The sequence below is a fragment of the Larkinella harenae genome (assembly GCF_054780515.1).
On the sequence record NZ_BAAGWE010000002.1, the window covers coordinates 1,324,984 to 1,349,998 of the forward strand.

General features: G+C 52.4%; 17 protein-coding genes. 8 read left to right on the forward strand and 9 right to left on the reverse strand.

Annotated features, from left to right (window positions below; translation table 11 throughout):
• Positions 1 to 177 precede the first annotated feature (177 nt).
• The 6 genes from ACYVH9_RS16505 to ACYVH9_RS16530 all read right to left on the reverse strand — a co-directional run bounded on the left by ACYVH9_RS16505 (position 178) and on the right by ACYVH9_RS16530 (position 8,406).
• Complete coding sequence (locus ACYVH9_RS16505; protein WP_460637469.1) at positions 178 to 753, reverse strand: DUF4870 domain-containing protein; 576 nt, start codon at positions 751 to 753, stop codon at positions 178 to 180.
• A gap of 168 nt (positions 754 to 921) precedes the next feature.
• Entirely contained in the window at positions 922 to 3,180 is a 2,259-nt protein-coding gene (locus ACYVH9_RS16510) for a S9 family peptidase (protein ID WP_460637470.1), read from the reverse strand.
• A 78-nt stretch (positions 3,181 to 3,258) separates the two neighbouring features.
• Positions 3,259 to 4,050 carry a molybdopterin-dependent oxidoreductase gene (locus ACYVH9_RS16515; protein ID WP_460637471.1) on the reverse strand — a complete coding sequence of 264 codons (792 nt, stop codon included), beginning with the start codon at positions 4,048 to 4,050 and terminating at the stop codon, positions 3,259 to 3,261.
• 25 nt (positions 4,051 to 4,075) lie between these two features.
• On the reverse strand, positions 4,076 to 4,762 hold the full coding sequence (locus ACYVH9_RS16520) for a cytochrome b/b6 domain-containing protein (RefSeq protein ID WP_460637472.1): 687 nt from the start codon (positions 4,760 to 4,762) through the stop codon (positions 4,076 to 4,078).
• Positions 4,759 to 6,921, reverse strand: a complete 2,163-nt coding sequence (locus tag ACYVH9_RS16525) for a S46 family peptidase (protein ID WP_460637473.1) — start codon at positions 6,919 to 6,921, stop codon at positions 4,759 to 4,761. Before ACYVH9_RS16525 ends, ACYVH9_RS16520 begins: the two co-directional genes overlap by 4 nt.
• 138 nt (positions 6,922 to 7,059) lie before the next feature.
• Positions 7,060 to 8,406, reverse strand: a complete 1,347-nt coding sequence (locus tag ACYVH9_RS16530) for an NAD(P)/FAD-dependent oxidoreductase (protein ID WP_460637474.1) — start codon at positions 8,404 to 8,406, stop codon at positions 7,060 to 7,062.
• 129 nt (positions 8,407 to 8,535) lie between these two features.
• Here ACYVH9_RS16530 and ACYVH9_RS16535 point away from each other — a divergent pair, with 129 nt between their 5' ends.
• The 6 genes from ACYVH9_RS16535 (at position 8,536) to ACYVH9_RS16560 (ending at position 18,952) form a co-directional block, all read left to right on the forward strand.
• Positions 8,536 to 10,953 carry a TonB-dependent receptor gene (locus ACYVH9_RS16535; protein WP_460637475.1) on the forward strand — a complete coding sequence of 806 codons (2,418 nt, stop codon included), beginning with the start codon at positions 8,536 to 8,538 and terminating at the stop codon, positions 10,951 to 10,953.
• Between the two features lie 6 nt (positions 10,954 to 10,959).
• On the forward strand, positions 10,960 to 11,928 hold the full coding sequence (locus ACYVH9_RS16540; protein ID WP_460637476.1) for a DUF4249 domain-containing protein: 969 nt from the start codon (positions 10,960 to 10,962) through the stop codon (positions 11,926 to 11,928).
• Between the two features lie 105 nt (positions 11,929 to 12,033).
• Positions 12,034 to 14,460 carry a TonB-dependent receptor gene (locus ACYVH9_RS16545; protein WP_460637477.1) on the forward strand — a complete coding sequence of 809 codons (2,427 nt, stop codon included), beginning with the start codon at positions 12,034 to 12,036 and terminating at the stop codon, positions 14,458 to 14,460.
• A gap of 5 nt (positions 14,461 to 14,465) precedes the next feature.
• Positions 14,466 to 15,440 (forward strand): DUF4249 domain-containing protein, encoded by a 975-nt coding sequence (locus ACYVH9_RS16550; RefSeq protein WP_460637478.1) that lies wholly within the window; start codon positions 14,466 to 14,468, stop codon positions 15,438 to 15,440.
• Between the two features lie 114 nt (positions 15,441 to 15,554).
• Entirely contained in the window at positions 15,555 to 18,041 is a 2,487-nt protein-coding gene (locus ACYVH9_RS16555) for a TonB-dependent receptor (RefSeq protein ID WP_460637479.1), read from the forward strand.
• Between the two features lie 5 nt (positions 18,042 to 18,046).
• Positions 18,047 to 18,952, forward strand: coding sequence for a DUF4249 domain-containing protein (locus tag ACYVH9_RS16560; protein ID WP_460637480.1), 906 nt, complete (start codon positions 18,047 to 18,049; stop codon positions 18,950 to 18,952).
• Positions 18,953 to 19,006: 54 nt separating this feature from the next.
• On the opposite strand, the gene ACYVH9_RS16565 is transcribed toward ACYVH9_RS16560, so the two are convergent.
• Positions 19,007 to 20,110 carry a chorismate mutase gene (locus tag ACYVH9_RS16565; RefSeq protein ID WP_460637481.1) on the reverse strand — a complete coding sequence of 368 codons (1,104 nt, stop codon included), beginning with the start codon at positions 20,108 to 20,110 and terminating at the stop codon, positions 19,007 to 19,009.
• A 245-nt stretch (positions 20,111 to 20,355) separates the two neighbouring features.
• Between ACYVH9_RS16565 and ACYVH9_RS16570 the strand changes: the two genes are divergently transcribed.
• Positions 20,356 to 21,567: a proline dehydrogenase family protein gene (locus tag ACYVH9_RS16570; protein WP_460637482.1), complete on the forward strand. Its 1,212-nt coding sequence runs from the start codon at positions 20,356 to 20,358 to the stop codon at positions 21,565 to 21,567.
• Positions 21,568 to 21,664: 97 nt separating this feature from the next.
• A complete protein-coding gene (locus ACYVH9_RS16575; RefSeq protein ID WP_460637483.1) occupies positions 21,665 to 22,423 on the forward strand; it encodes a lipoprotein signal peptidase in 759 nt (252 codons plus the stop codon).
• 77 nt (positions 22,424 to 22,500) lie between these two features.
• On the opposite strand, the gene ACYVH9_RS16580 is transcribed toward ACYVH9_RS16575, so the two are convergent.
• On the reverse strand, positions 22,501 to 24,126 hold the full coding sequence (locus ACYVH9_RS16580; RefSeq protein WP_460637484.1) for a hypothetical protein: 1,626 nt from the start codon (positions 24,124 to 24,126) through the stop codon (positions 22,501 to 22,503).
• A 229-nt stretch (positions 24,127 to 24,355) separates the two neighbouring features.
• Entirely contained in the window at positions 24,356 to 25,009 is a 654-nt protein-coding gene (locus ACYVH9_RS16585) for an OmpH/Skp family outer membrane protein (RefSeq protein ID WP_460637485.1), read from the reverse strand.
• Positions 25,010 to 25,015 lie beyond the last annotated feature (6 nt).

Here is a 25,015-nt window from a genome sequence, read left to right on the forward strand (position 1 = left end):
TACGGTACAAAATTTTTAAAAATTTACATTTAACCAAATCATTACATTGATTTGGCCTAATTATTTCCTTTTAAAATCCAAGTTCACCCGTTTTGAAAGATCATTCGATAAGCCTGCAGACAAAGAAGTGGTCGAAGCGGCCTTTTCACGGGCTTATATTGCAAAACGGACACACGGTTAACGAAGAATGGGAAAACCGATGGAATACACTTTTTCACCACCCCGCCGAATCTGAAAGTTAGCGACCAGAATGAGGACCGAATTAAGAAAATACAAAGAGAGGCTAACGGGAATAACCAAAAACCCTGGAAACACGAACGAAAAATTCCTGAGAAAATCGAACATTATGATGAACGCAAAACTGTAGACAATCAGCGTCCAGGTAATCTGAAAATTGATAATTCGTCGGCCCAGTTCGTTCGCCCCCTTTATTTTATCGCGTTTCAATACCCAAAGCGCCAGTGGGAGAAAAATATTGCCCAGCGGAATCAACCAAAAGGAGAGCGCCGATAAATTCAGCAGTTGCAAAAAACCGGTGTCTTCTTCCTGCGTAAAATCCAGAAACTCCTCGATCGGGGTGTTGAGTGCTTTGGCGATCAGGCGCAGCGTTTGCCCGCGCGGTTCGGTTTTTCCGGTTTCAATTCGTTGCACCGTCCGCAGGTTGATGGATGCGCTCTCGGCGAGTTCTTCCTGCGAGAGTCCTTTGCTTCGGCGCAGTCCCCCGATTTTTGCGGCTAATAATCCTTTGCTCATGATTGTATTGGTTTTGATCAAAGGTAGTTTTGCAGTACGCTGGGTCTACCGGTTTTAGCCCGGCATTTCTACGGCATTGGTGTCATCAGGACTATTCCATACGGAAAATGCTGTTGAGAGGCACTTTCCGTACGGACAAAAACCTTTCCATCTTACTTGAATACGGGCCTACTGCCGGGGATTCCGCTCGCCTATATACCGTTCAAAGAATTCATAAATCCGCAGCATTCGGTCAATTCGCTGGCGAACGTTGCCGGTCCGGCTCAGCTCGTGCGTTCCACCGGGCATCCGTACGTATTCGACCGGGCGCCCCAGTACCTTCAGGCTCTTGTACATCATCTCACTCTGGATTACGCCCGTCCGCAGGTCGTTTTCACCGTGCTTGATTAGCAGCGGAGTCCGGATGTTTTCAACAAATGTATACGGCGAATTAGCCTCCATCACGTCTCTGGCCTGCGCCTGCCACGGATACCCCCCGAAATAATTCGGCACCAGGCGCCAGGCGTTCCCCTCCCCCATAAACGTAGTCAGGTCATACACGCCCCGCTGCGCAAAAGCGGCCTTAAACCGGTTGTCATGCGCCACAATCCAGGCTGTCAGATACCCCGCGTACGAACCACCCGTAATCACCTGCCGACTCGTATCCACCCAGGCTTCTTTAGCCGCGTCAGTGGCGGCTGCCAGTACATCCTCGGTCGGGCCGGTTCCCCAGTCTTTGGTGTTCGCACGCTGAAACGCAATGCCGTAGCCCCCCGATCCGCGTGGATTGGCATAGACAATGCCGTAGCCCTGCGCACAGAAATATTGAAACTCATGCCACATCGACGATTCTCCGGGACCCCACATGGCCGTTGGCCCACCGTGCATATTGAGCAACAACGGATACTTTTTACCCGTCGCCGAAGCGCCATTGGCCGCAATCGCCGTTGGCTTCATAATCCAGTATTCCACCGTCTGTCCTTTTGAATTCGGGTACGTTCGCTTTTCCGGAAAGCTCAATGATTTGCTGGCCACCCAATCGTTGTGATTGCTCAGCTTAACGGCTTTTTTGGTAACCGGCTGCTGAACGGTTGCGCCCATTACGTCCGCAACGTACAATTCCGATGGATTTGCCACCTCGGTTTTGGCAAAAATCACCTGATTTCCCGCCAGATCGAAGGCGGTGATGCCGCTGTCAAAATCCGACAGCTGCCTGACCTGCTTCGTTGCCGGATCGAGCTGGTACAACGGAAAACCGCCGTTTGACGGAGCCGTGAAAAATACCGCATAGCTCGTGGTTGCTTTTTTCCTTTTCGACCCCACCGCTGGCACGGCGCTCCATTTCAGGCTTCCCGCCGAACGGTCAAAGGCAACGGGCTGCAAACCCGAAACCGTTGTTCCGTTCAGACTGGCCACGGCCAGCTGCCCCATATTGACGCCCTGCGCCGAACTCGTCAGCAGAGCCAGATGCCGCCCATCGGGCGATACGGATGGCGAAAAATAGGTTTTTCCCGCTTCGGACAGCAACGTTATTCGCTTGCCCGAACCATCGGCAGACATCCAGATCAGGGCCGCATTCTGTTCGCGATCGGGGTGTTGGAGTGAGTCCCGGTCGGTTACCGCTAATATGCCTTCGCCCTGCGGTATCCAGACCGGTGCCTGAAATGAGTAAAAACCGCGCGTCAACGGTTTAGGCGTCGCGCTGGGGTTTACCTCAACCGTATACAGGTGCGTAAAGCTCAATTCCGGCTCGGTTGCTGCTTCGCCCTGGAAATTCAGCCGGTTAATCACCTTCGCTTTTTTGTCCTCAACATCCTTGTTCAGATACGCCCGGATTTCGGCCAGAGAACCGTCGGGATTGGCCTTGACGGTTTTATCCGGCTTTATAAACTCGTTTGACGTGAAACCCGGTTTTTCCAGCGACCAGGCCGGAACGGTTTTTCCGGGATTCAGCAGCGAATCTTTCAGAATCTCGGACATTGAAGCGCTGGCGGTAAACAAAATCCGCTTGCCATCCGGCGACCATTGCGGGTTGGAAGCGCCGTAGCTCAGCCGGGTCAGTTGCCAGGCTTCTCCCCCATCGAGCGGCATCACGAAGATCTGCGATTTCCCTTTGACGGTCCGGGCAAACGCAATGAATTTCCCGTCGGGCGACCAATCCGGCTGGCGGGCGCTTTCGCTACCGCGCGTCAACGCTTTCTCGGTGCCGGGCTTCAATCCGGAAACGTAGAGGTGCGTTTTGTACTCATATTCGTCTTTCTTGTCGGCATCGGGAACAATCGTGGTCAATGTGTAGACAAATTGCTGACCATTGGGTGACGTTTTGATGCCGCTTGCCTGCTTAATGCGGGTCAGGTCGGTAACCAGAATCTTTTGGTTGGTGGTTTGGGCGTGCGCAAGCGGCAACAGCAGCCCGAAAATCATTGCCAGCGGGAGTATTCTCTTCATGTACTAGTTTGCTTCAGAATAAATGCCGAAGATAACAAAAAGAGAAGGTTGTTGGTAAGGTAATGAACACCCGAGGGATTACAGGCCGACGTGGTAGTCATACCCCCGCTCGGCCCAGAAATCACGCGGGCGTTCGTCGCTAAACCAGAGGCTGCCGATGCGTTTCAGATTTTTGACGCCGTATTTAACCGGAATGATCAGCCGCAGCGGAGCACCGTGTACATCCGTCAACGGTTCGTCATTCATTTCGTAGGCCAGCAGAGTTTGTGGATGCAGGGCGCTGGGTGTATCAATGCCTACGTAATAGCCCCCATCGGGCGTTTTCATACCGACGTAAGCGAACCATTCGCCGGAATCGTCTTTCCGACCTAGCTGGTATTTTTTAACAAACTCCCCGAAGTTCACCCCGCCCCAGTGCTGAATCTGGCTCCAGCCCTCGATGCATTTAAACTGAAAAACGATTTCCTGTTTTGGCAATGTTTTCAATTCATCCAGCGAAACCGACAGGGGCTGGCGTCCGGGTTGGGCAATTTGCAACCGCCAGGCTGCTTTATCGAGCGGAGTTCGTAACCCGTCTTTCCCGTTCACCCGAACCTGTTTGGCAGCCCTTTCTTTCGGAAAGGTGGGGGCCAGACTAGCGTGACTGAAATAACCGTCGGCTATCTTTTCATTGGCTTGAAGGACTTGACGAAAAACCGCTGACAGCCCGGCTGCTTTTTTTTGCCCCACGATCCAGCGGTAGACGCCGTACGGCACCAGACTGGCGGCACCGAACCAGGCAAACGCTTTTAACGTTCGTCGCCGAATTTGTTGCTCCGACGTTAATTCCTCGCGTTGTATATGTTTGTTCGGACCGTCCTCGGGAGCCATAACCAGAACATTATTTTAGCGTCGTTTAGTGTGCCGTTTCGGAGAACGGTTTTTCGGGCTGCTCCGGTTTTACCTCGAATCCGGTAATCATACCCCGGAAGTTGTTCCAGCCCGCCCGAATCACCTGCAAAACATGAATAACGAAAAACACAACGTAACCGATGGTCAACGCAAAGTGCCACAACCGGGCGGATTCGTAACCACCCAGCAGGCTCGTCAACCCGGCAACCTGCGTCGGTTTATAAATGGCAAACCCGGTTACCAGCGATCCTATCCCCATCAAAATGACGGTGGTGTAGGCAATCCGCTGTGCGCCGTTGTATTTCTGCTGGGGAGGCACGGTTTTACGGATTCCCAGATCATGCAGCAACACCTGCCAGGCTTCCCGAAACGAATTCCGATCGGGCACCAACAGCCGCCATTCCCCGGAAAAAACCGTATACAATACGTATAAAAAACCGTTGATTGCAAACAGCCACATGAAGACAAAATGCCACGCCATGCCCTCGGCCAGCCGACGGCGCAGTTTCAATGCCTGATAAAAGGAATCCGGGAAAAACTGCACTAAAACCGTCTCCCCGATTTGAATTTTGTAAGGGTCCCAGGCCCAATAGATGAGCAGTCCGCTCCAGATCATCACGAACAGCAACGGAACGTTGATCCAGTGAAACCAGCGAATCGCTAAGGGGTGTTTGTGAACAACACGTCTCATTTTCCCACCAGCTCCTGCACCAGCCGGTTTGCTTTGTAAATGTACCGCATGGAGGCCACAATGGCACCGGTATGAACCGAAACCGTGCGGTTTTTGTCGGGCACAAAAATAAAACTGCCCGGCAGGCTATCCATGTTTCCGTCGAATGCCAGCCCGACGGCTTCCCGGTTTTTGTTGATCAGTGGGCTACCGGAGTTACCGCCAATGATGTCATTCGTCGATACAAAACACATCGGCTGGCGCAGCAATTCGGCAGGTGGATTTAGCCAGCGTTTGGGCAGCGACCACGGAAACTTGCCGTTGAACGAATAATACCGATCGTACAAGCCCGCGAAGGTCGTCTGATACGGAGCCACCGTTCCGTTGTACGGAAATCCTTTCACCACTCCGTCGTTGATCCGCAGTGAAAATGTGGCATCAGGCGGAATGGCCGTTCCGTAAACCTCGTACAGCAAACGCCCCAAATTACTCCGCAAAACCGTTTGCCGCCGGTTGATCTGCTGCACGGCAGAAGCCGCCCGCTGGTAACGCGGTACGCCAATTCGGGCGAGCGCCAGCAACGGATCGTTGTCGCCACTGATGGCAGCCGGTCCTTTCGTGATCAGGTCGTTGATATAGCCCTGGTCGTTCATTTTGGTGTTGTTGAGTAAATAGGCTGCGGCTTCTTTCGGCGTTTTGCCGTTTAGGGCCGCCTTAACGTACGGATCGTCGTTGCCCAGCGCGACCTGGGCTTCGCTCAGGTGAGCAGCGAGGTAGGCTTCTTCCAGTGCACGGTCGGTTAGCTTCGGCGTCTCCAACAATTCCTTGAGCTGCTCCGCGCGGCCCGGATTCTGACGGGCCACATCAGCGTACGTAACCAGCAAATGCGCAAAAACCATCAAATCACCACGGGCCAACTCACTGGGCGACAGATACGTATTGTCGTTAAAATATTTCCGCAGATCAGCAACGTTGGTTGCCAGATCATCCCAAAGCTTTAGATTGATATCGACCCGGGCCGTATTTCCGGCGGCTGTTGCATTGGCCGGGTCCGCCGTATTTCGTCCGGAACCCGTACTGACTTTCGATTGCCCACGTCCCCCTTCCAGACGTTGTGCATCGGCCTTGAACTGCCGTTCAAAAGCGGCTTTTCGAGCCAAAAGGTACGGGTCGCGCAACCCTTCTAGCTGGCCGCCATAAGCTTTCAGGCTATTTTCGAGGCTAAAGATTTCGTTCTGGATGCTGTCGTTTTTGGCTTTCGCATTATACACTTTCAAGGCTTCGGCCCGGCTGCGGAGCAATTGCAGGATATAGGGCAGTTTCAGGTCGCGGTCGTATTCCAGCTCGGACACGGTTTTCAGCCGTTCGGTGCTGCCCGGATTGCCGGTCACAAAAACCGGCTCGTTTTCCTTGATTCCATTGGGATTGAACTTGAAATAATGCGTCGTTTTTAGCGGTTTGCCGTTGTCGTACACCCGGAAAAACGAAAAATCCAGGGCGTAACGCGGATACGTAAAATTGTCGGGATCACCGCCAAAAAAGCCCAGTTGCAATTCCGGCATCAACACCAGCCGAACGTCGTTGTAGCGCTTAAAACCGTACAACGCGTACCGGCCACCGTTGTAAAATGTGATGGTTTGCAGCTCCAGTCCTTTCCATTCGGGCTGATTGCCGTACTCCTGCTTGATGGTTGCAAATTCCCGCTCACGCAGTTGCAGTTGTTCGGCTTCCGACTTCCCGGCGGCCATTGTGGCCTGCACGCGCGTGGTGATATCCGCAATCTTAAGCAGCTGATCGACGTACAGATTAGGTACTTTGCGCTCTTCGGCCAGAGTTTTGGCAAAAAAACCGGTACTGTTCAAATCCTCCCCTTTGCGCTGTACGCCCGTTCCCGATTCGCGGGCGCAATGGTGGTTGGTCATCACCAGGCCGCTGGCTGACACAAACGAGGCCGAGCAGTAATCGGCAAACCGCAACGATGCCAGCCGCACCTCATCAAACCATTTCTGGTCGGGCGTAAAACCGTACGTTGTCTGAAAATACTCGTTTGGGGGCGTATCGAACGTCCACATCTTGCCCATATCAAACCGACCGGCTTTAACGGTATCGGGATTCAACGTAGGCTGGCCCGAAACGACAAATGTTTCGATCAGAAGCAGGGCGGTTAACAGAAACTTCATCTGAACAGGGATTATCTTGAGTCTTGAACTGGGATTACACAGATTAAAGGATTAACTCGGATGGCTACGGCAATCATGTTTACTCTTCTATCCCTTTTAATCTGTGTAATCCCAGTTCAAGACAATTCAGTTCAATGACTAGGACATTTCATTTTTAACCACAAACTCGTGGGTTTCTTTATCGTCTTTTCGGACAAAAGGCCGAATGATCAGCCGGGTGCCGCGTTCGTACGTAAACAGCCGGTAAATCCAGTTGCTCAGCACCACCAGCTTACTGCGGAAACCGATTAGGTAATAAATGTGCACGAAAAGCCAGGCAACCCAGGCAACGAAACCGCCAAGGTGCATATTTCCCGGCAGATCGGCAACGGCCCGGGCGCGGCCAATGATGGCCAGCGAGCCTTTATCGAAGTATTCAAACTTGGTCATGGCTTCGTTCTTGATCAGCCGACGCAGGTTCTTCGCCAGGTGTTTGCCCTGCTGAATGGCCGGTTGCGCAACCCCGGGGTGCCCGTTCGGGTATTTATCGGTTTTCATAAAAGCAATATCGCCGATGGCAAAGATATCAGTGTAGCCCTGAATCTGGTTGAATTCGTTTACCGCAATGCGGCCCCCGCGTACAATCAGCTCCTTCGGCAAACCGTCGATGAGCGCTCCCGTTACGCCAGCGGCCCAAACCACCGTCTGCGACCGGATCTGTTCTCCGCCTTTGAACGTCACGGTATCCCCATCGTACGATTCAACCAGCGTCTTGAGCTTGACAACCACGCCCAGTTCTTCCAGGTATTTCTGGGTCTTTTCACTGGATTCGGGCGACATCGGCGGCAAAACCCGGTCGAGCCCTTCCACCAGGTAAATATTCATCTTGCTGAAGTCAAGGCCCGGATAGTCGCCCGGCAAAACGTGTTTCCGCATTTCAGCCAGCGACCCGGCCATCTCAACGCCCGTTGGCCCCGCACCCACTACGACAAAATTCAGCAGCCCTTCCCGAATCTGCGGATCGACCGTAATGCTGGCCTGCTCGAACGATTGCAGAAACTGGCTTCGGAGATTCAGCGCTTCGGGTATGGTTTTGAGCGAAAATGAATATTTCTGCACCTGATCGTTGCCGAAGAAATTAGCTTTCGTTCCGGTTGCAATGACCAGATAATCGTAACGTAGATCACCAATCAGGGTTTTTACGGTTTTGGTTTGTGGATCAACCCCCAGCACCCGCACCAACCGAAAGTGGAAATCATCGTATTCTTCATCAAACATTTTGCGGAGCGGTTCGGCAATAGCGTCGGGTTCCAGCCCTGCGGTGGCAACCTGATAGAGCAGTGGCCAAAAACCGTGATAATTCTGTTTATCAAACATCACAATCTGAAAATCCTTATTGTTCAGGCTCTTCACCAGATTGATTCCTCCGAACCCGCCACCGATGACCACTACCCGCGGCTTGGTCGTTTCGGGAATATTAAGCGAAAGTTTATCAAAATTCAGCATGGCTGTTGCGTGTTAATCAGGTCGTTGCTATGATAACTCTACAAGGACCGAACTGTTAAGTTCTTCCTCCGTATACTTTTTAAACGTCCTCTAGCGTAATAACAAAGAATACGTCAAATGAATGCCTGAATGAAGTACTTCTTCCTGTCTTGTTTCGTGTTTTTACTGATGTGGTCTCCGGCGCTGAGCCAGTCTGCTCCGGCACGCGCCACCGTAACGGTCAGCGGCTACGTTCGCGAGCAGGGCAGCCAGGAAGTCCTCATCGGCGTGAACGTCTACCTGCCCGGCTCTCCCACCGGGACCACCACCAACACCTACGGATTTTACTCCCTGACGCTGCCCCAGCAAGACAGCCTCACGCTGGCCTTCTCCTTTGTGGGCTACCAAACCGTTCAGCAAACCGTACCCTTCCAGCGCAATGCCGAATTGAACATTCTGCTGACACCGGGCCGCCTGCTGTCGGAAGTAACCGTAACCGGCAATCGTGCGGAAGAAAAAGTGAGCGACAGCCCCCAAATGAGCCGCATTGACGTACCCATCAATCAGATCAAGAAAATACCGGCTTTTCTGGGCGAGAAAGATGTGCTGAAAGTGCTTCAGCTGATGCCCGGAGTGCAGAAAGGCTCTGAAGGCAGCACTGGCATCTACGTGCGCGGGGGTGGGCCCGACCAAAACCTCATTATTCTGGACGACGCCATCGTTTACAATGCCAATCACTTGTTTGGCTTTTTCTCGGTCTTCAACGGTGATGCGCTCAAGAGTGTGGAGCTGATCAAGGGCGGTTTTCCGGCTCGGTACGGAGGGCGGCTGTCGTCGGTGATCGAGATGAACATGAAGGAGGGCAACAAGGAGAAGCTTCAGGGCGAAGGGGGCATTGGCCTGATTGCCTCCCGGCTGACGCTGGAAGGGCCGATTCAGAAGGGCAAATCGTCCTTTCTGGTGTCGGGCCGCCGGACCTACCTCGACGTGCTGGCCCGACCCCTCATCAAGCAGCAAACCGACGGACAAACCGTAGCCGGTTACTATTTCTACGACCTGAACGCCAAAGCCAATTACGATTTTGGCCCCAGGAACAAACTATACCTAAGCGGTTATTTTGGACAGGATCGGTTTTACGCCGACGATCAGGAATCGGCCACCAACATCAACCTCGACTGGGGCAATGCTACGGCCACCCTTCGCTGGAACCACCTGTTTTCGCAACGGCTTTTTTCCAACCTCTCACTGATTTTCAGCAATTACAAATTCCAGATTTCGTCGGACGAAGAAGATGCCGTATCAAACGATCGGTTCGCGCTGCGGTACAGTTCGGGCATCCGGGATTTTTCGCTCAAGTACGATGTGGATTTTTATCCGTCTCCGCAACACTCGCTGCGGTTTGGAATTCAGAGCATTGCGCACCGGTTTACGCCCAGCGCCGTGGTGCTGCAAAATACATTGATCAACCAGTTTACAACCCAAATTGACGCCATCGATGTGGTCGAATCCGGCCTGTATGCCGAAGATAACTGGCGGCCTAACGCCCGCTGGCGGGTCAACGCGGGCATCCGACTGAGCCATTTCATTCAGAAACAGGTGAATTACCTGCGTCCTGAACCGCGCATTTCGGCCGCCTACGTGCTCAAACCGTCGCTATCGGTCAAGGCCTCGTACGCGCTGATGAACCAGTATGTACACCTGTTGTCGAACACTGGCATTGGGCTGCCTACGGATCTGTGGGTGCCCACCACCGATCAGGTGAAACCGCAGCAATCGCAGCAGGTCGCCGTGGGGATTGCCAAAGATTTTGCGGACCGGGGTGCCACCCGGGGCCTGACGCTGACCGTCGAGGGATACTATAAAACCATGAACAGCATCATCAACTACCGCGAAGGAGCCAGTTTCCTGCTAATCAACGATCCGACATCGGCCAACCAGGTGCGCTGGGAAGACAATGTCACGGCGGGCAAAGGCTGGTCGTACGGCGCAGAAGTGTTGTTGCAGAAAAAAACAGGACGGTTTACGGGCTGGACCGGCTACACGCTGTCGTGGACGCAGTGGCAGTTTCCCGAGCTGAATTTTGGTCAGAAGTTTTTCCCGCGCTACGACCGCCGACACGATATTTCGCTGGTGGGCATTTACGAACTCAGCCCGGGCATCACGCTCTCGGGCACCTGGGTGTATGGCACGGGCAACGCCCTGACGGTGCCGCTGGCGAAATACCAGTCGGCAACGCACCAGCCCAATCCAATCATCAACAACGACAATTCATTTATTAACCAGTTTTTCAGCTACGGTCGGGCAGTCAACGACTACAGCGCTAAAAACAGCTTCCGGGCCGAAGCCTACCACCGCATGGACTTCGGGGTGCAGTTCCATAAGAAAAAACGACGTCACGAGCGCACCTGGGAGTTCAGCGTTTACAATTTATACAACCGCCGGAATCCGTTTTTCTACCAGTTGACTACCCAAACCAACGAGCAGACCAACCAACCGACCCGCACGATTTTCCAGCGGTATTCGGTTTTTCCCATTGTTCCATCCGTTACCTACGGTTTTAAATTTTAAGCAGCCATGCGATTCCGATTGTCATCCCTGTTCGCGCTGATGCTGATGGGTACCGTAGCCTGCCAGAATCTGGTCACCGAAATCGACCCGTCAACGCTGCCTCAACTCGATCGCAAGCTGGTGGTAAACGGTTATTTATCTCCGCAGGACACGGTCCTGACGGTTTCGGTTTCCAGTTCTCAGACGGTGCTGGGCGACTACGTCAGCGATTCGATCAATACTGTTCGCGAGGCTACGGTGGTGCTGAGCAGCGAAGGCAAAACCGTCACACTCTCCTACGATCCGCAACAACGGGTGTATGCCATCGACGCCCGCCAGTTTCCGATTCAGGCCGGGAAAAGCTACGCGCTGTGGGTCGACGCGCCGGGTTTTGAAGCCGTTGGCAGTTCCTGTACGGTTCCGCAAGCCGTCCCGATTACGGAATTGCGGTTTGACTCCGTCCGGACGTATAGCGGTTTTAGTAACGACCCTTTCTGGACGTACCAGTTCCGGGCGGTATGGCAGGACCCACCGGGCGAAACCAATTTTTACCGCGTTTCGGGCTACGGCGAGTGTATGAACTGGCCTCCCCGGTTTCCAGCGGCTTATATTGACACCACCGGCCCTAAAGTGGTGATGCGGGGCGTTGTTGGCTTTGGCCGACAGGAGCAGTTTATTTCCGATCTGAATCAGGATGGACAGTTGCTGGTTTCGGCCCGGGGCGAACTACCGCGCTTTTTCGATTTCTATTTTTACGACAGTATCCAGCAAATGAGTTATGCCGGTGAGCATCCGTACACCAAGCCGCTAACCATTCAGGTTTCCGTCTTGCAAACCGACCAGAATTACTACAATTACCACCGGGCACGTCAGCAACAGCGCCAGTCGCAAAACAATCCGTTTGCCGAGCCGGTCCTGATGCCGTCCAATATTCAGGGTGGTCTGGGTTGCTTTGCCGCTTATAACCGGTCGACGGTCACCAAACGCATTGAATGACGGCAGCTAACGGTTCTATTAAAAACTGTTAATTTCCAACCTTTTCACACTTTTCCAACTCCTTTGTCGTATACGAATCAAAGGCTATTCATTCGTATATACTTTATGAAACAACCGCTACTGTTTCTCTCTGTCCTGCTGGTTTTTAGTTTATCGGTTTCGGCACAGAATCCGCCCAAGCGCTATACCGTCAGCGGCTACGTTCGCGAGCAGGGCAGCCAGGAAGCCCTCATCGGCGTGAACATCTACCTGCCCGGCTCCCCCACCGGGACCACCACCAACACCTACGGATTTTACTCCCTGACGCTGCCCCAGCAAGACAGCCTCACGCTGGCCTTCTCCTTTGTGGGCTACCAAACCATCCAGCAAACCGTACCCTTCCAGCGCAATGCCGAATTGAACATTCTGCTGACACCGGGCCGCCTGCTGTCGGAAGTAACCGTAACCGGCAATCGTGCGGAAGAAAAAGTGAGCGACAGCCCCCAAATGAGCCGCATTGACGTACCCATCAATCAGATCAAGAAAATACCGGCTTTTCTGGGCGAGAAAGATGTGCTGAAAGTGCTTCAGCTGATGCCCGGGGTGCAGAAAGGCTCTGAAGGCAGCACTGGCATCTACGTGCGCGGGGGTGGGCCCGACCAAAATCTGGTCATTCTGGATGATGCCGTTGTTTATAACGCCAACCACTTGTTTGGCTTTTTCTCGGTCTTCAACGGGGATGCGCTCAAGAGTGTGGAGCTGATCAAGGGCGGTTTTCCGGCTCGGTACGGAGGTCGGCTGTCGTCGGTGATCGAGATGAACATGAAGGAGGGCAACAAGGAAAAGCTCCACGGCGAAGGGGGCATTGGCCTGATTGCCTCCCGGCTGACGCTGGAAGGGCCGATTCAGAAGGGCAAATCGTCATTTCTGGTGTCGGGCCGCCGGACTTACCTCGACGTGCTAGCGCGCCCCCTCATCCGGGCCAGTTCGAACGGCGAAGCGATGGCGGGCTACTATTTCTACGACCTGAACGCCAAAGTCAATTACGATTTTGGGCGGAAAGACAAAGTTTACCTGAGTGGTTATTTTGGGCGCGACCGGTTTTTCGCCCGCGAAACGCCGGATCGCGAGTTCTCGACCAAAACCAGCGCCGGTCTGTTCTGGGGCAACGGCACAGGAACGCTCCGCTGGAACCATCTTTTCTCGGATAAACTGTTTGCCAACACATCCCTGATTTTCAGCAATTACACTTTTCAGATTTTTGCGGACGAAGAATCGCGTCGGCGCACGGGAACGGACGTCGAAACCAGCTTATACCAGCTCCGTTACAATTCGGGCATCCGGGATGTGTCCTTTAAATATGACCTGGATTTTTACCCCAATCCTTACCATTCCATTCGGTTCGGTGTTCAGACGACCCACCATAAATTTACCCCCAGCGCCATCGTACTGAAAGATACCGAATCCGACCAGTTCCGTACGGAGGTAGAAGCCATTCGGGTGCAGGAGTCGGGCCTTTACGCCGAAGATACCTGGAAACCCACCAATCGCTGGCGCGTCAACGCGGGCTTCCGGCTCAGCCATTTTCAGCAAAAAGCCGTTAGCTACATTCGTCCCGAACCCCGGCTTTCGGCGGCTTATGTGCTCAAACCGGATTTATCGATCAAAGCCTCCTACGCGCTGATGAACCAGTATGTGCATTTGCTGTCCAACACCGGCATTGGGTTGCCCACGGATCTGTGGGTGCCCACCACCGACCGGATCAGACCCCAGCAATCGGAACAGATTGCGGCCGGTTTTGCCAAAGATTTCACGAAGGCAGGCAGCCTGTTTCAGGGGCTAACGCTGACGGTGGAAGGGTATTTCAAAACGATGAAGAACATCGTCAATTACCGCGAGGGAGCCAGTTTTCTGCTGGTGGGTAACCCCGAATCGGCCAATGAAGTTCGGTGGGAAGACAACATCACGGCGGGCAAAGGCTGGTCGTACGGCGGAGAATTTTTGCTGCAAAAGAAAGTAGGGCGGTTTTCGGGCTGGGCGGGCTACACGCTGTCGTGGACGCAGTGGCAGTTTCCCGAGCTGAATTTCGGCAAAACGTTTTTCCCGCGTTACGACCGGCGGCACGACATTTCGCTGGTGGGCATTTACGAACTCAGTCCGCGCATCACGCTCTCGGGCACCTGGGTGTACGGCACGGGCAACGCCCTGACGGTGCCGTTGGCCAGTTATTCTTCCCGCCCGCACCAGCCCCTTACGAACCGCTCGAACAGCTATTTTCCGGGCGGGTATCCTTTTTCCGGCGGCTCTGCGAACGACTACGGCGAAAAGAACAGCTTCCGCGCCGAACCCTATCACCGCATGGATTTCGGAATCCAGTTTCACAAAAAGAAAAAACACCACGAACGAACCTGGGAATTTAGCTTTTACAATCTGTACAACCGTCGGAATCCGTTCTTCTACGCCCTCCAGAACAATGAGCAGGGCCGAGCCCAATTGAAGCGCTATTCCGTTTTTCCGATTGTTCCGTCGTTTAGCTATAATTTCAAGTTCTAAACCGTATGCGACTTACTCTATTCTTTCTGGTTGGCTTTCTGGTTTCCTTAACGGCCTGTGATAGCCTTATCAACGATGTCGACCCGGATCGGTTGCCTTCAACGGAGGGCAAGCTGGTTGTTCAATGCTACCTTTCTCCGCAGGATACCCTGCTGCGGGCCGCAATCAGCCTTTCACGGCCCGTGCTCGGTACGGGCAACGCGGCTCCCTGGAATCTGGATGATTGGAAAGTGGTTCTGTCGGAAGGAAACCGTTCCATTGAACTGAAATATGACCCCCTTCTTTATACCTTTATTGCCGATCCCCGGCAGTTTCCCATTGAAGCGGGTAAAACCTACCAGCTACGGGTGCAGGCAGGCACACAGTCCGTCACCGCTTCCTGTACCGTTCCGAAACCGATCTCAATTGCCTCCGCCCGGCTGGATTCTTCCCGCGAACAGACGCCTTTTAACAACAACCAGCCCTGGATTTACGACGTTCGGTTAACCTGGCAGGACCCCGTGGGGCAGGAAAATTATTACCGGGTAGCGGGCGAAGTTTCCACCAACCAGTGGGTAACACTCACAACATTTACCCCCAATGGTCCCCTAAGAGATACGATTCAGCGCTACCTGCCCTTGCAATCGCTTATTTTCTTTGGGAATACCGAGCAGCACATCAGCGACCGCAACCGGGATGGGCAAGTGATCACGTCGCCGAAGGGAACCATACCGAATTACCTTACCTATTCGTATGTAGATACGACCAGCAAAATGAGCTATTCCGGCAATGCCCCCATCACCAAACGTCCGGTTGCGGTTACCGTCATGCTGCTGCACGTAGACCGCCATTATTACGAATATCACCGAACGCTGCAACAGCAGAATGATATTGATGGAAATCCGTTTGCCGAACCGGTGTTGATTTCTACCAACATCGAGGGTGGCCTGGGTTGCTTCGGCGCTTATAACCGCACAATCAATACCGTTACCCTTCCCTAAAAATCGTTTCAATCCAGCATCCAAAACCGTTCGTTTTTCGTAAAGTTTACATATTGAGTCAATTCAGCTACACCCGTATCTTAGGTAACGTATTCATCATCAACCGGCTTTGGAATGAAACGCCTGTTTGCGGTACTGGGTTTGCTACTCGTTGGCTTTTGCAGTCAGGGGCAGAACTCGTATACCGTTACGGGTTCGGTTTTTGACGCAGGCACCAACGGTGTGTTAGCGGGTGTCTACGTATACACACCCGGCAAAACCGTTGGTACGGTTACCGACTCAAACGGTCTTTTTACGCTAACGCTTTCCGCCCGCGACAGCCTGACGCTTCTTTTTTCCTACGTCGGTTACCAAACCGTCCGGCGAACCATTCCTTTCCGAAGTGATCAACGAATCACGATTGCTTTATCCGCCGGCCAGTTGCTGGATGAGTTAACGGTTCGTCCGATTGATCGCCCGGAACTCGTTAGCCGAAAGCCGCAAATGAGCCAGATTCGCCTTTCTGCCGAACAACTCACCAAGCTGCCTGCGCTGCTGGGCGAGAAAGATGTGTTGCGGGTGTTGCAATTGCTACCGGGCGTCCAGAAAGGTGCTGAAGGGAATACCGGTATTTATGTACGCGGGGGCGGGCCCGACCAAAACCTGATTCTGCTGGACGGGGCGGTTCTGTACAATTCTGGGCATTTGCTGGGATTCTTTTCTGCGTTCAACGGCAGTGCGATCCAACACGTCGAACTGACGAAAGGCGGTTTTCCGGCCCGGTTTGGCGGTCGGCTGTCATCCGTAATCGAGGTGAGTACCAAAGACGGCAACGCCGAAAAACTGTCCGGCGAAGCCGGGTTAGGGCTGATTTCATCGCGACTTGTGTTGCAAGGCCCCCTGGGTAAAAAACGAGTGTCCCAGCCAGCGACGTTTCTGATAGCCGGCCGCCGAACCTACGTTGATCTGGTAACCCGGCCGTTTGCCGTTTCCGACAATCCGGATGCCGTTCAGACCAATACCTTCTTTTATGACCTGAATTCCCGCGTGAGCTACCCCATCGGCTCTAATGACAAACTGTTCCTCAGCGCTTTTCGAAGCAGGGATGCGTTTGTTAACCGGTCGCAAACCGACAACCGACCGTTGCAGGGTAGCTTGAACTGGCAAAATACAGTCGGAACACTACGCTGGCATCACCGGTTTTCTGATGACGCCTTTGTCAACCTGTCGCTGATCTACAGCCAGTATCACCTGAATGTGGCCAATGACGGTTTCGGGCTTCGCGACACGACCCGTTCACCCTATGCCCTCCGGTACCGTTCCGGTATTCGGGATCTGGGTCTTAACTACGCCCTCGAATTTGCCCAGCATGATCATCAGTTCCGATTCGGTTTGCAAAGCACCCACCACCGGTTTACGCCCGGTGCTGCCGTTACAACCGGCGACCTTGCCACCGCTCCATCACCCCGGTTCTTTATTGATGCCCTCGAAACGGGGCTGTACGCCGAAGATACCTGGCAACCCGGCCCGTGCTGGCACCTGAATGCCGGTTTCCGACTCAGCCACTTTTTATTGCTCCGATCCGGGATGTTATCGACCGACTCCGGCGGGCAAACCGGTTCACCATCCGACGGTCCGCCCCGGCCCACCGGGCGACCAATTCAGTATCTGCGCCCCGAACCGCGCCTGTCCATCGCCTACCAAATTGACAGTTCGTTCTCCATCAAAGCTTCGTATGCGCTGATGAATCAGTATGCGCATTTGTTGTCGAATAACGGGCTGGGCCTGCCCGCCGATTTGTGGATTCCGACCACCGGACGCATTCGTCCGCAACAGGCCCGGCAGGTTGCAATCGGTTTAGCCAAAGATTTCGTTAACACGGGCAACCCGTCGCGCAGCCTGGCGATAACGCTGGAAGGTTATTACAAAACCCTTGGCAACAGCATCAGTTACGCCGAAGGCACCAGTTTTCTGAGCACCCAACCTGCCACCGATGCCCAACTCTGGGAGAACAACATTACAACCGGGCGCGGCTGGTCGTACGGCAGTGAACTTTTTGTGCAGAAAAAAGCGGGACGGCTTTCCGGCTGGATGGGTTACACGCTCTCCTGGACCTGGTGGCAGTTTCCGGCGCTGAACGGTGGTCGAAAGTTTTTTCCGCGCTACGACCGGCGACATGATGCTTCGGTAGTCGGTATTTACGAATTCAAACCGGGCATTACGTTTTCCGGCACCTGGGTGTACGGCACCGGCCAGGCCCTAACGCTGCCGATTTCCCGGTTTTCCGGTTACGAAAACCGTCCTCCCGCTTCGGTTGGTTCCGGCCGGCCGTCGGAACAGCTCTTTGGCCCCGCCCCCAACGTGAAGGAATACGGCCCCCGAAACGGTTTCCGGGCGCAGGCGTATCATCGGCTGGATATCGGTTTTCAGTTTCGCAAAAAGCGGAAACACGTTGTCCGCACCTGGGAGGTTGGCGTTTACAACCTGTATAACCGCCGAAACCCGTTTTATTATTCATTGGAAGGAAAAGAGCAGGGCGTCGGCAAACATTCTAAAACCGTACTCTACAAGTATTCACTTTTTCCGGCCATACCGTCGGTTAGTTACACCATTTCATTTTAAGGGATATGAGGCATTTAAGTTGGTTAATCGGTATTTTGGGACTGGCCGCCTGTCAGCCGGTACGGCAGGAAATTGCTCCGGAGCAATTGACGGGGCAAGCGGCTAAGCTGGTGGTGGCTTGCTTTATTTCTCCGCAGGATACAGTGCTGGCAGCCCGGGTTGCCCGTTCGCGGCCGCTGCTGAACGACGAAACCGTTACGAATCTTGAGATTCAGAATGCAAGGGTGACCCTGCGAACGGATTCCCGCAGCATCGAATTGCGCTATCATAACCGGTTGCGGTATTACCGGGCTACGCCCGACCAGTTTCCCATTCGGGCCGGAGAAACGTACCGGTTAATTGTGCAAACGCCTGAGGGACAACGGGTCGAAGCCCGAACGGCCGTTCCGGCTGGCGTCGAACTACAACGCGTCCGGCTCGACTCCGAAGCAGTCCGGGAAAATGGGGAACTTCGTAAACGGCTTTTCACTCGTTACACCTGGACAGATCCACCCGCCGAAACCAATTTTTACCAGACTGAAGGCCTCTTCACGTACCGCTGCACCGGTTGTTCATCGGGGCAAACCGCGCACGAACCCATTCAATTTGTATCCGCCCAGGCCGGACGTGCCATCTACAGCGATGTTGAAACCAACGGTAAAGCCATGAATTCCGAAAAAGGGTATTTGGGTCCTTCGATAGCCGCCGACCAGTCGTTTTTCCCGACGGTTTTTCAAAAACCATTTAGTTTATCAGCGTCCTTGCTGCACCTGAACGGTGATTTCTACCGGTACCACGAAGCGCTATCACGGCAGCAACAAACCGACAGTAATCCGTTTGCCGAACCTGTTTCCATCCCAACCAATATCCAGAACGGTCTCGGCTGCTTCGGAGCTTATAACCGCTCGACGGTTTCGATCACGTTGAAATAAAAAGCCCCGCAACGTTGAACCGTTGCGGGGCCTTATAATCCGAACAGGTGTGCGTTACGCGCTCTGCGTGTTGCTGTTCATCACTTCCGTTTGCTTCCGGATGGATTCCATGTGGACGATTTTGAAGATTTCTTCCACCAGCTCCGGATACAGACCCATTTTCTGGCCCTGCTTCGCACGGGTTTCGTGTACTTCTTTCCAGCGATCCGGCTGGAAGACAGTTACGTTATTTTCGCGTTTGTATTCGGCCAGTTTCTCAACCAGCGCCATGCGGGCGGCCAGTACTTCGACCAGTTGCCGGTCTACGTTATCGATTTTGCTCCGGATTTGCTCAAGTGCACTCTGGAACTCAATATTTTGCGATTCTACTTTCCGGATGTGCAGGTGCTCCAGCATTTCGCCAAAAGCCGCCGGCGTCAATTGCTGAGCGGCATCGCTCCACGCATTGTCCGGATCGATGTGCGATTCTACGATCAAACCGTCGTAGTTCAGGTCCATCTGCATCTGGGCCAGTTCCTGCAGGTAAGCGCGCTTGCCCGCCATGTGGCTTGGATCGCCGATGATCGGCAGATTCGGGAAAGTCGACTTCAGTTCGATGGCCATCTGCCACAGCGGCACGTTACGGTATTTGGAAGCCTCACCCGTTGAAAAACCCCGGTGGATCGCACCTAATTTTGTAATACCAGCGCCAGCAATCCGCTCAAAAGCACCAATCCAGAGGGCCAGATCCGGGTTTACCGGGTTTTTGACCAACACCGGAACATCCACCCCACGCAGGGCATCGGCGATTTCCTGAACATTGAACGGGTTCACCGTGGTACGAGCGCCCACCCACAAGATATCGATACCGTGTTTCAGCGCCAGCTCAATGTGTTCAGGCGTGGCCACTTCAACGGCAAAAGGCAGTCCGGTTTCTTCTTTGGCGCGCTGAATCCACGGCAAAGCCGCTTTCCCCATGCCTTCAAAGCTACCGGGACGCGTACGGGGTTTCCATACCCCGGCACGAATCACATGAACCGCACCCAGTTGGCTCAACTGGCGGGCGGTTTCCACTAATTGCTCTTCCGTTTCAGCACTACAGGGTCCTGAAATGATGAGCGGTTTTCCATTCGTCTCTATCCAGCTATTGAGCGGCAGGACTTCTAAACTTGGCTTCATACTGGTACTCTATACGGGTGATTACTTCTACTACTCTATCGGAAACTTTTTTTAATTTTTTTTAGTATATCCACTGTAGATACAACTGTTTTTCAACTAAATTTGCATCCTTTTGCGCTGACAACAAAACGAAGGTAAAACAAGTTTATTTATCAGGGTATAGGATTACCGAAAACAAGTTTTAACTTTCGGACCTTAAGTTGGTGCATCAGGCAGTGATTATGTCAAACCGAAGTCCATCTTCTATGCCAACGATCGTTCAACGGGCCACTACTTTTCAGTCCATCTCGTTTGAAGACACGTCGATTGCCTTCTCTTCCCAGTCCAACGGGAAACTTCGTAAAACGTACTGGTTATTTGCGTTGATGAATCAGGGTTGGCTGGTAAATTTAGGTACTTTTTTTATCAAACTGGCATTTAAACTACAACTTCCTGTAAAAAAACTCATTAAGCGTACGATTTTCGAGCAATTCTGCGGGGGCGAGACCATTCGCGATTGCGAAAAAACAATCCAAAAACTGCATACAGGCCGTATCGGAACGATTTTGGATTATTCCGTGGAAGGAGAAGACAGTGAAGTTTCTTTTGATGAAACCGTTCTTGAAATTTTACGCACCATTGAACGGGCCAGTGAATCCAATGCCATTCCTTTCTCCGTTTTCAAAGTCACCGGCGTTGCTTCCACCGAATTACTGGAAAAAGTACAGACCGGCGACCGCCTGACGCAGGAAGAACAGGAAGCTTTTGAGCGAGTCCGGCAACGGATTGATACGCTCTGCCGCCGAGCCAGCGAACGCCATATCCGCATTTTTATTGATGCCGAAGAAAGCTGGATTCAGGATACCATCGACCGACTGGCGTATGAGATGATGGACCGTTATAACCATCAGGAATGTATTGTATACAATACGTACCAGTTGTACCGGTCGGATATTCTGGAAAATCTGAAAAAATGTACCGAAACAGCCCGCGCTAAGGGGTATTTTCTGGGCGCTAAGCTAGTTCGGGGCGCTTATATCGAAAAAGAGCGCATCCGGGCTCACGAGGGCGAATACCTTGATCCGATTCATACGACGAAAGCGGAAACCGACCGCGACTTCAATGAAGCGGTTGAGTTCAGCCTTGTCAATCGCGATACCGTATCGATTTGCCTGGGAACGCACAACGAGTATAGTTGTCAGTATTGCCTCAATCGGATGCAGGAACTGCGCATTGCCCCGAATGATACCCACATCTGGTTTGCCCAATTACTGGGAATGAGCGACAACATTTCATACAACCTGGCACATGCTGGCTACAACGTGGCCAAATATGTACCGTATGGACCTGTGGAAGCGGTCATGCCGTATTTGTTCCGCCGGGCCGCCGAAAACAAATCAATTGCCGGGCAAAGTAGCCGGGAGTATCTGTTGGTGAAGAAGGAACTACTGCGCCGGAAAGGGTGCCCAAATAAGTAGATTGGTCCGTTTTAGGAGCTTTACACTCCAAAACCGTCACCCGGCTGGGCGGGCTATTATCCAAGTCTGACCAACCGGGTGATTCATAATACACATCATGGTAAAGAAGAGTCCACTGAAGTTTTTTGTCTTGAGTCTACTCCTGATCGCTTTGGATCAGGCGGTTAAATTGCTGGTTCATTTTAACATGGAACCCGGTTTCGCCGGACAGATTCGGCTTCTTGGTGATTGGCTTAAGCTACATTACGTCCTGAACCCCGGAATGGCGTTCGGCATGCAATTGGGTCACGAGTACGGCAAATTACTTCTGAGCCTATTCCGATTGGTAGCCATGGCTGGTATTGGCTGGTATCTGGTTCACCTGGCCCACCGGGGAGCTCCCAACGGTTTGCTGTGGGCGATGTCCATGATTCTGGCGGGTGCTGTGGGTAATGTCATCGATAGCACCTTCTACGGTGTTTTTCTCGATAATGCGCCCTACGGATCAACGACTCCCTGGTTTCACGGGCAGGTGATTGATATGATTTTTGTGGATGTCTGGGAAGGTTTTTTGCCCGACTGGATTCCGCTCTGGGGAGGGCAGTATTATTCGACTCCCATTTTTAATATTGCCGACTCCTGCATCTTTGTTGGCGTTTGTATTATCCTGTTTTTCCAGCGCCGGTTTTTTCGCGAACAGTCTGATGAAGACATGCTGTTGCCCGATGACCCATCTCCAGCGGATGCATCGGTTTTGCCAGCGAGTGAACTTGACGATACCCTCTCAACGGATTCAACCGACCCTGAAGCGGATACCGTTTCAACGAATGATCCAAAAGCCAGTCTGCCGCATCCCCGCAGTACACCGGAGGACTAAAGCATCTATTATGGCTCCAAACAAAAAAGCACTGCTTACCGCAGTGCTTTTTTGTTTCCATCAGCTAACCAACGATTTCACTGCCGTCGGCTCGTTGTCTGGGCTGTTTCTTCCATAGGCGAAAAGTCTTTGAACATCCGTTTGAGGGCCTTGTCGGTAGCCTCGGTTTTGCTTTGCCAGGCTGCGTCCAGCTCCAGCGCTACAAGTCCTGAAAGGCTCATAGCCGCCCGGAAATCATCCAGCTTCTTAACAAAATCTTTGTTCTGCCGCGTGGCCTTCAGCGCAAATTCGCGGGCAAACACATCGCCTTTATTCTGCAACTCGCTTTTCTTGCTCATCACGTAGTTAAACCGATCGAGCAGATCTTTCATCGATTTACCAATCACCTCCGTAGCTTCGAGCGTTCCCATCGTCAATACAGCCGTCCCGCCAACCGCTGAGACGTACCGCATATTGGTCTGCACTTTGGTATTCTGGTTGTTAGCCACAATGGCGGGTGTTACACCCGTCACGGCTCCTAAACCAGCGTTTGCTACTGAACGGTTCCGCTTCCCGGTTTTAGCTTTCCGGTAGCTTTTCTTCAATTCCTCTTCCTTCTCGCCCAGCTGGGTCAGCAGATTCCAGGCCGTTACCAGCGATTGCCGGTATTGGGCGTAGAGATAACGGTCTTTTTCATCTTGGTTTTCGGCATTATATACCGTAAACTTTATTTTCCGCTCAGCGCGGTTCTGTCCTTTATCCAGTGCAAAAAACACAATGTCAAAGGTCAGTGAATCATACGGATCTTTGACAAAATCGTAGCCGGGCCGCCAGATAAACTCATAGTTGGTTTCCGTATTCTTCCGTAAAGCTTCCCGAGGTACCTCCTGACTTTCCGACAAGAAATCAAAAGTTTTGATGTCATCATCCCCATTGGGGTCGCTCAGGTAAAACTTCAAGTTGACCGTGGCATCCTCTTTAATTCGAACTTGTGGATTTTCAGGAACCACAGTAATATCGGGCGGTACGTCCATCTGTGTTACTTCAATCTTCAAGCGGCCTTTGGTGCGAGACTTGCCCGGCTGATCTTCAACATAAAATTCGATATATTGCCCCTTGCTATTTTTTAAGTGATTGAATTGATTGAGCGATGGCTGCCAGGTCAGCTCCCCTTGAGCAGTCATTTTAACTCCTTCCGGCATCTGATCCGGGATCGGGATAAACACGACCGGGTCATTATCTTCATCCCGAACCGCAGCCGCATCGATCTTGTATACGTTTTGCGTTTTATTGCGGATGTAGAAAGGCCGTAAATCGCTAACCACCGGCGGACGATTTACGTGCTGCACCTTAAAATCGACGGATTGGGTAGCGGTTTCCCCCTGCTTGTTTCGGGCTTCAAAAATAACGGGAATCGTTCGGGTCGTATTGATCCGGTCGGCAATGTCAAAACCAGGAGTCCAGCGGAAATGACCGGTTGAATCCAACGTCATGCCTTCCATCTGTCCTTGCTTGATTGTATACGTCACCGAGTCGGCCCGAGCACCCGACGCCCTGATCATCACATCAATGGTCTGCCCTTCCGCAATCTGATTCCAGCCCGCATTCTGCCGATCTGACTGATTGGGTAGGATTATTTGAAGAGACTTAGAATCCTGGCCAAAAACCGTTAGCTTGGTTAAGAATAGGAATAAAGTAACTATACTCGCTATTTTTTGCAGCATGAGGAATCGTCACCAAATGGTTTTTAATGTGTAACGCAAAAATACCAGATAGATTTTACGGAAGCAGCAAACATCTTATTTTATTGAACCTGTCTTTTCGTAAATACAAGGCAATTTGTATTTATTTAATAAAAAGTTTAAGGTGTTTTCTGGTCCATTTAGAGCTATCCGGAGCAAAAGCAAAGAGCCGCCCATCCCTGAGCGGCTCTCCATACGCTTATTCGTCTGATCAGTTCTTTTTCGGAGTCGCTGTCTTGGGGGCAGGAGTTGCCGGTTTGTTTTGAGCAGGGGCGGTGCTTTGCTGAGCAGCCTGCTTAGACGGAACCGGAACACCCATCTTCTTAAATACCAACTCCGTCATGTCGTTTTCTTCGGGAGCCACCAGCAGTACCGGAATGGTTCCAGACCCTGCATCCAGGTTGAAGACGAAGTTAAAGCCGGCTTCTTTCGCAACGGCGTCAATATTCGTCTGGATTTTCTGCATCACCGGATTGACCAGTTGGTTGTATTTATTCTGCAACTGTGATGATGAGCTAGCCTGAAACTCCTGAATCCGTTGTTGCAGTCCCTGCAATTCTTTTTCTTTATCGGCCCGAATCAGATCTGACATCTGCGTCTGACCTTTTTCGTAAGCACCTAATTTATCCTGGAACTCTTTCGACATATCCTGGAATTGTTTTTCCAACTGCGAACGCTGAATCGTAAGCTGGTTTTGAATATCCTTGAATTCCGGCACATTTTGCAGGATGTACTCCATGTTCGTGTAACCAATCTTCACAGAAGCTGTCGGGGCCGCTGTCGTGGCCGGTTGTTGCGCCTGTGCCCACACCTGGCTACCTCCTAATAGCAGAGTTACTGCCAGTGCAATGAGTTTGTTTTTCATTCTAAC

Coding starts and splice junctions, on each gene's coding strand:
- ACYVH9_RS16505 (WP_460637469.1), bottom strand. CDS start 753: ATGAGCAAAGGATTATTAGCCGCAAAAATCGGGGGACTGCGCCGAAGC.
- ACYVH9_RS16530 (WP_460637474.1), bottom strand. CDS start 8,406: ATGCTGAATTTTGATAAACTTTCGCTTAATATTCCCGAAACGACCAAG.
- ACYVH9_RS16520 (WP_460637472.1), bottom strand. CDS start 4,762: ATGAGACGTGTTGTTCACAAACACCCCTTAGCGATTCGCTGGTTTCAC.
- ACYVH9_RS16515 (WP_460637471.1), bottom strand. CDS start 4,050: ATGGCTCCCGAGGACGGTCCGAACAAACATATACAACGCGAGGAATTA.
- ACYVH9_RS16555 (WP_460637479.1), top strand. CDS start 15,555: ATGAAACGCCTGTTTGCGGTACTGGGTTTGCTACTCGTTGGCTTTTGC.
- ACYVH9_RS16565 (WP_460637481.1), bottom strand. CDS start 20,110: ATGAAGCCAAGTTTAGAAGTCCTGCCGCTCAATAGCTGGATAGAGACG.
- ACYVH9_RS16535 (WP_460637475.1), top strand. CDS start 8,536: ATGAAGTACTTCTTCCTGTCTTGTTTCGTGTTTTTACTGATGTGGTCT.
- ACYVH9_RS16560 (WP_460637480.1), top strand. CDS start 18,047: ATGAGGCATTTAAGTTGGTTAATCGGTATTTTGGGACTGGCCGCCTGT.
- ACYVH9_RS16580 (WP_460637484.1), bottom strand. CDS start 24,126: ATGCTGCAAAAAATAGCGAGTATAGTTACTTTATTCCTATTCTTAACC.
- ACYVH9_RS16570 (WP_460637482.1), top strand. CDS start 20,356: ATGCCAACGATCGTTCAACGGGCCACTACTTTTCAGTCCATCTCGTTT.
- ACYVH9_RS16575 (WP_460637483.1), top strand. CDS start 21,665: ATGGTAAAGAAGAGTCCACTGAAGTTTTTTGTCTTGAGTCTACTCCTG.
- ACYVH9_RS16550 (WP_460637478.1), top strand. CDS start 14,466: ATGCGACTTACTCTATTCTTTCTGGTTGGCTTTCTGGTTTCCTTAACG.
- ACYVH9_RS16525 (WP_460637473.1), bottom strand. CDS start 6,921: ATGAAGTTTCTGTTAACCGCCCTGCTTCTGATCGAAACATTTGTCGTT.
- ACYVH9_RS16540 (WP_460637476.1), top strand. CDS start 10,960: ATGCGATTCCGATTGTCATCCCTGTTCGCGCTGATGCTGATGGGTACC.
- ACYVH9_RS16585 (WP_460637485.1), bottom strand. CDS start 25,009: ATGAAAAACAAACTCATTGCACTGGCAGTAACTCTGCTATTAGGAGGT.
- ACYVH9_RS16510 (WP_460637470.1), bottom strand. CDS start 3,180: ATGAAGAGAATACTCCCGCTGGCAATGATTTTCGGGCTGCTGTTGCCG.
- ACYVH9_RS16545 (WP_460637477.1), top strand. CDS start 12,034: ATGAAACAACCGCTACTGTTTCTCTCTGTCCTGCTGGTTTTTAGTTTA.